Origin of the sequence: Phyllobacterium chamaecytisi, assembly GCF_020164455.1 — a bacterium.
Taxonomy (GTDB): Bacteria; Pseudomonadota; Alphaproteobacteria; order Rhizobiales; family Rhizobiaceae; genus Phyllobacterium; species Phyllobacterium chamaecytisi.
Genome location: NZ_JAIQWW010000025.1, coordinates 13391 through 26035, shown reverse-complemented (window position 1 = coordinate 26035; position 12645 = coordinate 13391). Strand labels below are relative to the sequence as shown.

10 protein-coding genes and 2 pseudogenes are annotated in these 12645 nt (G+C 55.8%); 10 read left to right on the top strand and 2 right to left on the bottom strand.

Annotation, left to right across the window (positions count from 1 at the left end):
* The first annotated feature begins 278 nt into the window (after window positions 1-278).
* The 10 genes from LB462_RS27360 (at window position 279) to glcF (ending at window position 12368) form a co-directional block, all read left to right on the top strand.
* Window positions 279-1496 (top strand): substrate-binding protein, encoded by a 1218-nt coding sequence (locus LB462_RS27360; RefSeq protein WP_224514691.1) that lies wholly within the window; start codon window positions 279-281, stop codon window positions 1494-1496.
* A gap of 732 nt (window positions 1497-2228) precedes the next feature.
* Window positions 2229-3446 carry a substrate-binding protein gene (locus tag LB462_RS27355; RefSeq protein WP_224514689.1) on the top strand — a complete coding sequence of 406 codons (1218 nt, stop codon included), beginning with the start codon at window positions 2229-2231 and terminating at the stop codon, window positions 3444-3446.
* Between the two features lie 129 nt (window positions 3447-3575).
* A complete protein-coding gene (locus LB462_RS27350; protein WP_224514687.1) occupies window positions 3576-4532 on the top strand; it encodes a branched-chain amino acid ABC transporter permease in 957 nt (318 codons plus the stop codon).
* Window positions 4519-5253 carry an ABC transporter ATP-binding protein gene (locus tag LB462_RS27345; protein WP_224514613.1) on the top strand — a complete coding sequence of 245 codons (735 nt, stop codon included), beginning with the start codon at window positions 4519-4521 and terminating at the stop codon, window positions 5251-5253. Before LB462_RS27350 ends, LB462_RS27345 begins: the two co-directional genes overlap by 14 nt.
* Window positions 5246-5947 carry an ABC transporter ATP-binding protein gene (locus tag LB462_RS27340; RefSeq protein WP_224514611.1) on the top strand — a complete coding sequence of 234 codons (702 nt, stop codon included), beginning with the start codon at window positions 5246-5248 and terminating at the stop codon, window positions 5945-5947. The genes LB462_RS27345 and LB462_RS27340 overlap by 8 nt, the downstream gene beginning before the upstream one ends.
* Before the next feature lie 70 nt (window positions 5948-6017).
* Window positions 6018-7274, top strand: coding sequence for an amidohydrolase family protein (locus tag LB462_RS27335; RefSeq protein ID WP_224514609.1), 1257 nt, complete (start codon window positions 6018-6020; stop codon window positions 7272-7274).
* Window positions 7275-7483: 209 nt separating this feature from the next.
* Window positions 7484-8341, top strand: coding sequence for a branched-chain amino acid ABC transporter permease (locus tag LB462_RS27330; protein ID WP_224514606.1), 858 nt, complete (start codon window positions 7484-7486; stop codon window positions 8339-8341).
* Window positions 8342-8408: 67 nt separating this feature from the next.
* The gene (locus tag LB462_RS27325; protein ID WP_224514604.1) at window positions 8409-9863 is read left to right on the top strand and encodes an FAD-binding oxidoreductase; all 1455 of its coding nucleotides are present in this window, start codon (window positions 8409-8411) and stop codon (window positions 9861-9863) included.
* Window positions 9863-11020, top strand: coding sequence for an FAD-binding protein (locus LB462_RS27320; protein WP_224514602.1), 1158 nt, complete (start codon window positions 9863-9865; stop codon window positions 11018-11020). The genes LB462_RS27325 and LB462_RS27320 overlap by 1 nt, the downstream gene beginning before the upstream one ends.
* Window position 11021: 1 nt before the next feature.
* The gene (gene glcF, locus LB462_RS27315; RefSeq protein WP_224514600.1) at window positions 11022-12368 is read left to right on the top strand and encodes a glycolate oxidase subunit GlcF; all 1347 of its coding nucleotides are present in this window, start codon (window positions 11022-11024) and stop codon (window positions 12366-12368) included.
* 19 nt (window positions 12369-12387) lie between these two features.
* Here the strand turns inward: glcF and LB462_RS27310 are convergent.
* Window positions 12388-12480, bottom strand: a pseudogene (locus LB462_RS27310) (type IV secretion system protein); the annotation flags it as partial.
* A pseudogene (locus tag LB462_RS27305) lies at window positions 12440-12643 on the bottom strand (FAD-dependent oxidoreductase); the annotation flags it as partial. The pseudogenes LB462_RS27305 and LB462_RS27310, both read right to left, overlap by 41 nt.
* Window positions 12644-12645 lie beyond the last annotated feature (2 nt).

Sequence of the window (12645 nt, the reverse complement as noted above, 5' to 3'; positions counted from 1 at the left end):
GCGGGCCTGGTAGGCTGGGTTTGCATGTTCCAAACCAGCCTGAAGCGCTATTCGTACCCAGCCTCATCCCTTGAAATACCCCCCAACAGTACGTCAAGCGCGAGTCGATGTTCCGGTCTATCGCAAGGTCCTCTTCCATTATTGGAGATGTACGCAACTTTACCCAAATCCCGTTCTGAAAGATCGAATGTGACTGAATAATGACGGATAGCTTCTTGCTGCTGCGGCCCGGAGGGGGACGCATTCAAGGCCAACGAGCCAGTGGGAGACTATCGATGATGATTGACAGTATGAAGTTCAACCGGCGCCGCTTCCTTCACAATTTCGCCTTCGCTTCGGCCGCCATTGCAGTAGGTTCGGGCAGCTGGGTGATACGTCCTGGCTGGGCGAACGCATCTGAGGGGCCGATCAAGCTCGGCATGGCCACCGATCTTACGGGCTCGCTCGGCTTTCCCGGCAACACCGACGCCAACGTTGCTCGTATGGTCGTTAAGGAGATCAACGATGCGGGCGGTCTTCTGGGACGCCCCATCGAGCTTCACATCCAAGATACCGCCTCCAATGAATCCATTGCCGTTGGTAATGTTCGAAAGCTGATCCAGCGCGACAAAGTCGATCTGGTGGTTGGAGGAATTTCCAGCGCTATGCGCAACGCCATCAAGGATACGATCATCTCTCGCGGAAAGACCCTGTACATTTATCCGCAGGCCTATGAAGGACAAGAGTGCACGCCTTATCTATTCTGCACCGGTCCGGTGCCGGCACAGAACTGTGATCAGTTCATACCCTGGCTTATCAAGAATGGTGGCAAACGTTTCGCTTTGCCGGGCTCCAATTATGTGTGGCCGCAGACGATCAACGCCTACGCGCGCAAGGTGATCGAAAGCAACGGCGGCGAGGTGATTTTCGAAGAATACTATCCTATCGACCAGATTGATTTCTCCTCCACCGTCAACCGCGTCATCTCAAACCGGGTTGATGTCGTATTCAACACCGTTATCCCCCCGGGTGTCGGTCCGTTCTTCAAACAGCTTTATGAAGCGGATTTCTCTAAGAACGGCGGTCGGCTAGGCTGTGTCTACTACGATGAGAACGCGCTCCCAATGAATCAAGCTCACGAGGTGGAAGGTCTTGCAAGCAGCCTTGATTACTATAAAGCGCTCACTGCGGAAGATCCAGTAAGTGCCAAGATCCAAGCAACCTATGAAAAGGAGTTCCCTGGTCCATTTCGGTTCTCGGCCGGGAGCGCAGCTACAGGCACTTATCGAGGACTGAAGCTCTGGGAGGCCGCAGTGAAAGAGGCTGGTACCGTCGACCGCGACGCCGTGGCCGCAGCCCTCGATCATGCCAAAATTGTTGATGGTCCCGGCGGCCCGGCAGAGATGGTTCCAGGCAAGCATCATTGCAAGATGAATATGTACATCGGCGTAGCCAAAGGCGAGCAATTTGAGGTCGTCTCGCGCAGCGCTGGCCTCGTTGATCCAAAGGAGTGCTGAATGAGAGCCTCACCATAGTTATTCTTGGGAACTTGGCTTCCGCTGAAGGAACGATTGTGCGTTTTTTTGCAGGCAAGGTGCACCTTGCCTGCTTTTTTAATGGCTGGGAGTTATTTATCACGGGGTTTGGGCATCGGCCTGAAATAAGGTACCCGGCGTCAATAGGTCTTTGGTGAACACGAATTTCAACGACCTTGTAGCGGTGTCGGCCGATGAAACCCGTCGCGAAATCTGCAAAATGATTCATTGCACCGAGGTGGTGGTATCGCGTCACCGATCGCACTGTCGCTGTGCCCCCATGAGCTCTCTAGATCAATTTGTCCTTTGACGGCTGACATCATAAGAACTGAAGCCGCCACTTGAAATCTACGGGGTCCTCGGCTGCCGAAACGCAAGGCCGGTCAACGTTGGTAGTAGGCGTGTATGAAACCGCCTCATCGCTCGTGTTCGAAACCGTACCCGCTCTTTATATATAACAAACCCCGCTGTTATCTTCCCGGTGAGGCGTTCAGTCTCCAAATAGCGTCGAATTGAAGGTCTCCTGCAGGGGGCACCCACGCGACGCACGTTTGCAGCAGCCCGCACCTCTCTTTCTTCGAGCGAATTACGCAATTTTACCCAACTTCCGCTTCGAAAGACCGGATGTGACTGAAAAATGACGGATAGCTTCCTGCTGCTGCGGCCCGGAGGGGGGCGCATCAAGGCCAACGAGCCAGTGGGAGACTATCGATGATGATTGACAGTGTGAAGTTCAGTCGGCGCGGCTTTCTGCATAATTTCGCATTCGCTTCGGCCGCCATCGCGGTAGGTCCGGGCAGCTGGGTGATACGTCCCGGCTGGGCGAACGCATCTGAGGGGCCGATCAAGCTCGGCATTGCTACCGACCTTACCGGTTCGCTGGGATTTGCGGGTAACACTGACGCCAACGTCGCGCGTATGATCGTTAAGGAGATAAACGACGCAGGTGGTCTGCTCGGCCGCCCCATCGAACTCTATATCGAGGATACGGCCACCAACGAGTCCGTTGCCGTTGGAAATGTTCGCAAGCTGATCCAGCGTGACAAAGTCGATCTGGTTCTAGGAGGAATTTCCAGTTCGATGCGCAATGCCATCAAGGACGTCATCGTGTCCCGCGGCAAGACGATCTACATCTACCCTGAGGGCTACGAGGGCAAGGAGTGCACGCCTTATCTATTTTGCACCGGTCCTGTACCCGCGCAGAACTGTGATCAATTCATTCCCTGGCTTATCAAGAATGGCGGCAAACGTTTTGCATTGCCTGGTTCCAACTATGTGTGGCCACAGACGATCAACGCCTACGCGCGCAAGGTGATCGAAAGCAACGGCGGCGAGGTGGTTTTCGAAGAATACTATCCTAACGATCAGATTGATTTCTCCTCCACCGTCAACCGCGTCATCTCAAACCGCGTGGACGTAGTCTTCAACACCGTCGTCCCCCCGGGTGTCGGTCCGTTCTTCAAACAGCTTTATGAAGCCGGCTTCTCCAAGAATGGCGGGCGGATAGGTTGCACCTATTTTGACGAAAACTTCCTCGAAATGAATCAGGCTCACGAGATTGATGGTCTCGCGAGCAGCCTTGACTACTACCGGGCGCTGATTGATGAGGATCCAGTAAGCGCCAAAATCCAAGGAGATTACGAAAAGCAATTCCCCAGTCAATTTCGTTTCTCAGCCGGAAGCGCCGCTACGGGCACTTATCGAGGGCTGAAGCTGTGGGAAGCCGCAGTGAAGGAAGCGGGCACCGTTGATCGCGACGCCGTGGCCGCAGCCCTTGATCATGCCAAAATCGCCGAAGGTCCTGGCGGACCCGCGGAGATGGTGCCGGGCAAACACCATTGCAAGATGAACATGTACATCGGCGTAGCTAAAGGGGGCAAATACGAGATCGTCGCACGCAGCGACGGTCCTGTAGACCCTAAGGAGTGCTGAATGTCACATCAGTCAACCGACAAGGCTGCGGCTACATTGGGCCCGCAGGTGGTAGAGCTTCCAACGAGACGCACGAAAGATCTTGCGTTATCTGAAAGCCGGAGGATTCTTCCGGCTCTCGAAATCTCGATGTTCATCGTCGCGGTGCTTGTACCGCTCCTGCTTCAAGACTACGTCACCGTTTTCGCAACCCGCGTTCTTATCCTGTGCCTCTTTGCATTGTCATTCGATTTGGTCTGGGGATACGCCGGGATCTTGAGCCTGGGTCAGTCGCTCTTTTTCGGAATGGCAGGCTACGGAGTCGCCCTTCTTTCCCGAGACTTCAACATTTCGTCGATCTTCGTGGTGTTTCCAGTCGGTGCCCTGATTGGTTTCGTGGCTTCCTTGCTGCTCGCCGGTTTTTTGTTGCTGGGTCGTCACCCTTCAAGCATTGTTTTTGTTTCGCTTGGTACAATGACCGGCGCTTACGCTGCTGATCGACTTGCCGGAGGTTCATCTTACCTCGGGGGTCAGAATGGTATTCCGTCCATCCAGTTGATGACGATCGGGCCCTATGAACTGAATGAGGGATCGACGTTCTACTATCTAGCGCTTGGGATTCTAGTTTTTGTTTATCTGCTGTCTCGATTTTTACTACGCTCGCAGTTTGGCCTTGCTTTAGCGGGGCTGCGAGAAAACGAATACAGGATCGGCTTCTTCGGCTATAAAGCGCAGCATCTGAAGGCCGTTATTTTTGCAATCAGCGGCGCCATCGCTGGAATGGCGGGCAGCCTCTATGCTTTTCACGAGGGCTTCGTCGGCACCAACGTTCTTGGTGTGGTGATGTCGACGCAAGTGGTACTTTACGTGCTTTTCGGAGGGTCTGGAACCCTTGTCGGCGCAATAATCGGGACAATTGTCATTGAAGCATTGAGCTTCTGGCTCTCGAACAGCTTCCAGGACGTTTGGCCTATCATCCTCGGCGTCCTGTTGCTCCTTGTAATCATGTTTCGACCCGCTGGCCTTGTCAGTCTGCTGTTGAGCGAACGCGAACGGGTGGGAACCTTTGGCCGCCCGGGAAAGCGAGGGAAAAATGACACTGCTTGAGGTAACCGGCATCGACAAGACTTTCGGAAAGCTCACCGCGCTCAACAATGCAGCGTTCACGGTCCACAAAAACGAGTTTCACGGGCTTATTGGTCCGAATGGTTCCGGCAAGAGTACCCTCATGAAATGCGTGGCGGGCGCGGAGAACCCGACTAAAGGTAGAGTGTCATTTTCAGGTGTCGACATTACCCGCTTCTCACCTGCTGAGCGGGCACGCGCGGGAATGAGCCTCAAGTTCCAGATCACCAACGTTCTGCCGGCACTGACACTGTACGACAACGTCTTGCTCGCGCTTCAAGCCAAGCTATCGCTGGTGAGCTTGGTGTTCTCTCGCAGCCGAAGCACATTGCATGACCGTGTCATGAACATGCTGGAACAGTTTCGTCTTGCAGATCGCGCCTACCAACCTGCAGCGGTTCTCTCGCATGGCCAGCAGCAGTGGCTCGAGATCGCCATGGCATTGGCCGGAGAGCCAAAGCTGCTGCTCCTCGACGAACCCACCGGTGGAATGAGTTACGAGGAGCGACGCGTTACGGGTGAGTTGCTGCGACCGATCAAAGATAGCTGCTCCCTCATTATAGTGGAGCACGATCTCGACTTCATTCGGGACATTTGCGATCGGCTTACCGTGCTTGATCAGGGCAGCGTCATATGCTCCGGCACCGTACAGGAGATTCAGGCAAGCTCCAAGGTCAAGGAGGTTTATCTGCGCCGTGCTTAATAACAGATTACTCGACGTGAAGGATCTCAACGCGGGTTACGGACGTAGCCAAGTGTTGTTCGGTGTCAACATTCATGTGCCACACCAAGGCGGTGTGGCCGTGCTGGGGCGTAACGGAGCCGGCAAAACGACCCTCTTAAAAGCCATTGTGGGAGAACTTCCTTTAGCGGGCGGCTCTGTCAACATGGATGCCCGCGACATTGGGAATTTGCCCACCGAACAGAGAATAAGACGAGGTATTGGCTATGTGCCGCAGGAACATTCGGTGTTCGCGCGCCTCTCGGTGCGCGACAACCTTGCGATCGGCATGATCGCATCTCGTGAGCGGGATGCCCTCGACCGGGTTCTTGCGATCTTTCCTAAACTTAGCGAACGGTTCGGCCAAGCCGCCGGCACGCTTTCAGGGGGTGAACGCAAAATGCTGGCAATTGCACGCGCGCTGCTTCCTAAACCGCGGCTGCTTTTGCTCGATGAGCCCACAGAGGGTGTATGGATCGGCGTCGTCGAAGAGATCACAGAGCGGCTCATTGATCTCGCGAAAGATATCGCCGTGATCGTGGTCGAACAGCATCTGGACCTTGCTCTGAGGGTGGCGAGCCATGCCTATGTCCTCGACCGTGGGGGTGTCGCACTTGCGGGTTCCTCTCCTGACGTGCGTGATGATCCGCGGCTCTTGAAATATCTCGCGCCATAGGACCTCCGCGTGCAACATCAGCGGGGCTAGATTTTTTCCTTTCCGAAGAATTACCAAGGAGACGCAGACTATGTCCGAAGCAATCAGGCAAGTCGTGAATTCGTTCGATGTTATCGATGTTCATGAACATCACATGCCTCAGATCACGCTCAGCCGCGACGTAAACTTGCTGAAGTTGTTTCAACAGAGCTATGCAGCCTGGACCAGCAATGTGCTGCCCTCGGAACCTAAAGCTACCCACGACGTGGTATCCGCTCCGACCGTGCCGACCACGTGGGAAGCCTTAGCTCCGTACTTGGAAAACAGCAGTTCAAATTCCTTTGTTACGAATCTCGTTCGCGGAACAGTCGAGTTACACGGGTTCAGCGAGGTTGGGATTACGCGAGAAAATTGGGAGGCCGTAGATGCTTCGGTTCGGTCGCGTCACAAGGAGGAAACGTGGCCGCGCGAGGTTATTAAGCGCGCCGGTATCGGGAGGATTATAACCGACTCGTACCTCGATCCCATATTCGAGCCGCGCGCGGCGCTCGGAGAAAACTACGACGCCGTGCTCCGGATCAATGCTTTTGCCTTTGGCTGGAATCCGCAATCCCGAGATCATAACGGAAATTCCGGCCATGCGTTGCTAAAGCGGCTCGGCATGGAGTTGAATACCTTTGACGATTACTGCGACGCCATCCGCGAACTTGTCAGAGGTTGCCGTGGGCGCAATCAAGTCGCGCTCAAGAACGCCCTTGCATACGACCGAGATCTAAATTTTGATGAACCAAATGAGCGACTTGCGCGCGAAGCCTGGGGACAAGTTTCCCCATCCGGTTCGGCCCGAAAAGCCTTCGGTGACTACATCGTCGATTTGTTTTGCCGGCTTGCAGCCGAGTTCGACCTCCCAATCCAAACGCATCTTGGGACCGCAATTTTAAGAGGTTCCCACCCGCTCCGGATTGCCGGGTTGATCGAGCGTCATCCTAAGACGCGTTTCCTGCTAATGCATCTTGCTTATCCCTGGAGTCGCGACCTCCTGGGCATGGCGTTCATTTACAGAAACGTCTGGTTGGACTTGTGTTGGTCCTTTTTGTTAAGCCCATCTCATTTTAAGCTCGCTTTGCACGAAGCTATCGAAGTATTGCCAGACAATTCAAGGATGATGATCGGGGGTGATTGCCAGCATGTCGAAGAATCGTTTGCTGCAATCCAATTTGCCCGGCACCTAATCGGCGATGTCTTAGAGGAGAAGGTCGCAAGCGGATACCTTCGAAACGGAGACGCCGAACTCCTAGCTACCAATATACTAGGTAAGAATGCAAAGAAATTCTTCCGGCTATCCTGATATGCGCGAAGCAACTGTCGGATACGTCGGATATCTTTATGTGGCGTACAGCATCGAGTTCGATTCACCTATTACTTGGTCAAGCGGTTACCGGACTAAGTGATCTCGACATGACCCGGGAGTGGGCAGCCGCTCTTTGTTGCCAGCCCAAAGCATCGAAATCGAAGTAGTGAATTTCACACTTATTTTCAGAATATCAGGACAGCAACATGGATACATTGATTGTCGCACTTTTCGAGATTCTAAGCTTCGGCGCCATCGTAGTTTTGGTGGTGCTTGGTCTGGGGATCATCGCCAGCATGATGGGCATTTTCAATTTCGCGCAGGGTGAGTTTGTTCTGCTAGGTGCATATGTCACCTACCTGGCTTACAGTATTGGCTTGCCTGTCGCCGTTGGCATGTTAGCGGCGCCCTTCATAGTCGGAGCGCTGGGATTCGTGCTGGAAAGGCTCGTGGTCAGGAGGTTCTACACCGCTCCGATCGTCGCAATGCTCGGCACCTACGCGCTTGGTCTGATAATACGCGAAATGGTACGGGGACTAATTGGTGGCCTCTATCTTTCGGTACCGGAACCGCTCGGCGGTTCGATCATCGTTGGACCGCTGCATTTTGCTGTCTGGCGTTGCGTGATCGTCATCGTTACGTTGCTTGTAATGGCTGCTTGCTATGTTCTGCTCGCGCGCACCTCGTTTGGACTGCGCATACGCGCTTCTTTAGAGAACCCATCGCTCGCGCGTGCTTCAGGCATATCGAGCCATACGATTTACAGCATCACATTTGCATTCGGAGCTGCGCTGGCAGGTCTCGCTGGGGCTCTGATCGTGCCAGTGTTCTCGCTATTCGCGGATCTAGGCATCCGATTTCTCATTCAAGGCTTCGTCGCCGTCATGGTGGGCGGCGTCGGATCGTTTGCAGGCCCCGTTGCCGGCGCGAGCGTGATTGGCACGCTTAGCGCCGCACTGCCCTGGGTGATGACACCAGTGATTGCCGACGTCCTTGTATTCGTATTGGCTATTGTATTCGTCAAATTTCGCCCACGAGGCCTCATATCAGGGAGAGGGGTCTAACGATGTCAAGGAGCGATTGGTCGGCGGCGCCCCTGATCGTTGAATTTACCGTGAGGAAGAGATTCCAATGCCGACGATAGCCATGCCAGAGCCGGACCTTGGTATTCTTGCCAGAGCATCACAAATTATCGAGCGTCTAACAGCTGTGGTCTCCGCCGAGGCCGTCATCTCGGACCCTCAGGAAACACGCGCTTACGAGTGTGATGCATTGGCCGCCTATCGCTGTCTGCCACTTGCGGTGGTGCTGCCGCGGACGACGGAGGAGGTCTCAGCGGCTATGAAGGTTTGCCATGAAATGGGCGTGCCCGTGATTCCGAGAGGCGCTGGTACGTCGCTTGCCGGCGGCGCGTTGCCAACGGCGGACAGCGTGGTCATCGGCATAATGCGGATGCGCGACATTCTGGAGATCGACACAGCCAACCGTTTTGTCCGCGTCCAGACAGGCGTCACTAATCTGTCGGTAAGCGCGGAACTGGAGGCATCAGGGTTTTTCTATGCACCGGATCCCTCCTCTCAGCTCGCGTGCACGATCGCAGGGAATATCGCGATGAATTCCGGCGGCGCGCACTGCCTCAAGCATGGTGTGACCACAAACAACCTTATGGGCATCCGGATGGTCATGGCTAGCGGGGAAATCGTCGATATCGGTGGTCCTTTGTTGAGCGGAAGCGGGCTCGATATTTTGGGCCTGCTCTGCGGTTCGGAGGGGCAGCTCGCAATCGTTACCGAGGCGACTTTGCGAATCCTTCCCAGGCCGGAAGGCGCGCGGCCGATGCTTATTGGATTTGATAGCGCCGAAACGGCTGGCGAATGCGTAGCGCGCATCGTCCGGTCCGGGCTGCTGCCCGTCGCAATTGAATACATGGACGACGTCTGTCTTCGCGCCGTCGACGCTTTTGCAAACGCTGGATATCCAAAATGCGCAGCCGTTCTGATTGTCGAAGTGGAGGGCTCCGAGGATGAGATTCTTCACCAGATCATGCGAATTCGCCAGATCGCCGCAGAGCTCAATCCCGTGGAATTCCGCACGAGCCGCAATGCGGATGAGTCTCTGAAAATCTGGAAAGGCCGCAAGTCGGCCTTTGGCGCGATGGGAAGGCTCGGCGATTATCTGTGCCTCGATGGAACCGTTCCCGTCTCGAAGCTTCCTTACATGCTGAAGCGCATCGGCGAGCTTTCCAAGGACTACGGCCTGGAGGTGGCCAATGTCTTCCACGCCGGTGACGGCAATATGCATCCTCTGATTCTGTTCAATGCCAACGCGCCCGGCGAACTGGAGCGGGCCGAAGCCTTTGGAGCCGATATCCTCCGGCTCTGCGTCGACGTTGGAGGATGTCTCACCGGAGAACATGGAGTGGGGATCGAGAAGCGCGATCTGATGACCAAGCAATATTCAGCTGATGATCTGGCGATCCAAATGGAAATCAAAAGCGTCTTTGATCCAGACTGGCTGCTCAATTCGGCTAAGGTCTTTCCCCTCGAAGCAAGTAAGCCATACAGGGACAAGGCGGTGAGGGGCTGATGAGCATCGACGAGTCAGCAATCAAGGCCCTGCCTTACCCCGTCAGTCCGGCAGACGAAGCCGAGCTCGCAGCTTTCGTTGGCGAAAGCCATGCACGAGCAACACCGATGTGCATTGCCGGGGGCGGGACGCGAGTTCAGCCGGGGTCCGTCGAAGCCGAGCACATGGTTACGACCCGCAATATGTCCGGCATCGTAACCTATGAACCGGGCGCGTTGACACTGATCGCGCGGGCGGGCACGTCCTTGCAGGAGGTGGAAGACGTCCTTGCGGCAGAGGGGCAGGCCCTGGCATTCGAACCAATGGACCACAGGGCGATCCTCGGTTCGAAAGGCGCACCGACGATCGGTGGCATGGTGTCTGCCAATGTCTCGGGGCCACGTCGGATCCAGGCGGGGGCGTGCAGAGACCATCTTCTCGGTGTGAGGTTCATCGATGGTCGTGGCCGAACAATCAAGAATGGCGGCCGCGTGATGAAAAATGTCACCGGGCTCGACCTCGGCAAGCTTCTTTGCGGCAGCTATGGCACTCTGGGCGTCCTGACGGAGGTGGCGTTGAAAACGCTGCCTCTGGCGGAAACAGAAAAGAGCCTGGGATTCCCCGGTGTCACTCCTCGTGAGGCGGTTGAAATCTTTGTCGCGGCGCTTGCTACGTCGTTCGAAGTCTCCGGAGCTGCCTTCCACGCGGGCACCGCATGGTTGAGGGTCGAAGGCTTCGAGGCACAGGTCGACTATCGCGTGGGCCGGCTCAAGGAGCTGTTCTCTGGGCGGGAAATCGATGTCGTCGCCCATGCCGCCAGCCGGAACCTGTGGCGCGACCTGCGCGACGTACGACATTTCGCACCTTCGGAAGATGCAATCTGGCGGATATTGATCAAACCAACTGACGCACCAGACGTGATGGCGGCCCTACGCCAGCTCGGAGGAGAGGCTTCTCTCGATTGGGGCGGGGGCTTGATTTGGTTCTCTGGTCCGGCCTCAAGTGCGGCGGTTCGCAAAGCCGTGGGCGCGGGGCGGGCGATGCTGGTGCGGCCTGGTTCGTTGTCGGCCGCTGACCTGTTCCCACCTGAAAACAGCGCCGTTGCCCGGATATCAGCAGCACTGCGCAAAACATTCGATCCCGCCGGGATCTTCAATCCTGGTCTTATGGGCAATTAAGATGCAGACGAAGTTTAACGAAGCACAACTTGCCGACCCAGATACGAGGCGATCGAACGAAATCTTGCGATCCTGCGTCCACTGCGGCTTCTGCACAGCGACATGTCCGACATACAAAGTGCTCGGCGACGAACTCGATAGTCCCCGCGGTCGCATCTATCTGATTAAAGACATGTTGGAGAACAACAGAAAACCGGACGAAAAGACGGTGATGCACATCGACCGGTGTTTGAGTTGCCTCAGCTGCATGACGACCTGCCCGTCCGGCGTTCACTACATGCACCTTGTCGATCACGCGCGCGCCTACATCGAGCGGAACTACAAACGCCGATGGGACGAGAGAGCGCTTAGGTGGCTTCTCTCGAAGATCCTGCCCTATCCCGACCGATTTCGCTTTGCGCTGTTAGGAGCAAAGCTCGTCCGTCCTTTCAGGAGATTTGTTCCGGATGCCCGGCTCCGGGCAATGCTGGAAATGGCGCCTGACCGCATACCACCCGCGAGCAGAAATGATCTCCCGCAATGCTTTCCTGCTGAGGGAAAGCGGATCAAACGCGTTGCTCTTCTCACGGGCTGCGCACAACGCGCTCTCAACACCGACATCAATGATGCGACCATCAGATTGTTAAAGCGGCATGGCTGCGAGGTAGTCATTCCGGATGGAATTGGTTGCTGCGGCGCGCTGACCCACCATATGGGTAAGACTGACGACAGTCATGCGATGGCCGCTGCCAACATCCGTGCGATCGGCGCAGAACTTGATGGCAAGGGGCTTGATGCTGTTGTTATCAATACCTCTGGCTGCGGGACTACCGTTAAAGACTATGCTCACATGTTTCGCAACGACCCGCTGGCCGCCGACGCCGGCCGCGTTGCAGCTCTCGCGAAGGACATTTCCGAGGTGATCGCCGATATCGGGTTGAGGGACGCCTGGCACGCCGAACCGTTGCGTGTCGCCTATCATGCAGCTTGTTCCTTGCAGCATGGCCAGCAGATCCGCTCGGCTCCAAAGGACCTGCTCAAAGCTGCTGGCTTCCAAGTGGTTGAGCCCCGTGACAGCCACATCTGCTGCGGATCGGCCGGCACTTACAATCTTATGCAGCCGGTGATCTCGGCCGAGCTCAAGACGCGCAAGGTCGCGACACTTGAGGCGACGCAGCCTCAGGTGATCAGCGCGGGCAATATCGGCTGTATGATGCAAATCGGATCGGCAACTGGCATCCCGATGGTTCATACGGTGGAACTTCTCGATTGGGCAACAGGCGGGCCTATCCCCCAGGGCCTGGCTGCCACGCCCGAATTGCCGGTTCGAGAAAAACTGCCCGTGCGTTCCTCGTCGTCGAACGCATAGCCTCTTTCCCGCGTTTTCTGACAATGTTGCCGAGCACCTTTTCGGCAAGGAAGGCAGTCTTGTTGAAGAAGGCGAAGGGGATCAGTACGAAGCCGGCCAGCGTTTCGGCTTTTGCCGAGAAGTACACCTTTTGATAAGGGCGGTCTGTTGTGGGGTGGAACGAACGCTCGTCCAATGAGAGTGATGTCAAGATGATGATCAGATGCGGCAAGTATTTGCGCAACACGCCCGCCTGCATCGCCACCCCCGACAATGACGATGTTCTTTTGCATGATGG

Bases quoted from the DNA above. Each gene is read 5' to 3' on its own strand.
- LB462_RS27335 (WP_224514609.1), top strand. From the start codon at position 6,018: ATGTCCGAAGCAATCAGGCAAGTCGTGAATTCGTTCGATGTTATCGAT.
- glcF (WP_224514600.1), top strand. From the start codon at position 11,022: ATGCAGACGAAGTTTAACGAAGCACAACTTGCCGACCCAGATACGAGG.
- LB462_RS27350 (WP_224514687.1), top strand. From the start codon at position 3,576: ATGTTCATCGTCGCGGTGCTTGTACCGCTCCTGCTTCAAGACTACGTC.
- LB462_RS27330 (WP_224514606.1), top strand. From the start codon at position 7,484: ATGGATACATTGATTGTCGCACTTTTCGAGATTCTAAGCTTCGGCGCC.
- LB462_RS27345 (WP_224514613.1), top strand. From the start codon at position 4,519: ATGACACTGCTTGAGGTAACCGGCATCGACAAGACTTTCGGAAAGCTC.
- LB462_RS27325 (WP_224514604.1), top strand. From the start codon at position 8,409: ATGCCGACGATAGCCATGCCAGAGCCGGACCTTGGTATTCTTGCCAGA.
- LB462_RS27320 (WP_224514602.1), top strand. From the start codon at position 9,863: ATGAGCATCGACGAGTCAGCAATCAAGGCCCTGCCTTACCCCGTCAGT.
- LB462_RS27355 (WP_224514689.1), top strand. From the start codon at position 2,229: ATGATTGACAGTGTGAAGTTCAGTCGGCGCGGCTTTCTGCATAATTTC.
- LB462_RS27360 (WP_224514691.1), top strand. From the start codon at position 279: ATGATTGACAGTATGAAGTTCAACCGGCGCCGCTTCCTTCACAATTTC.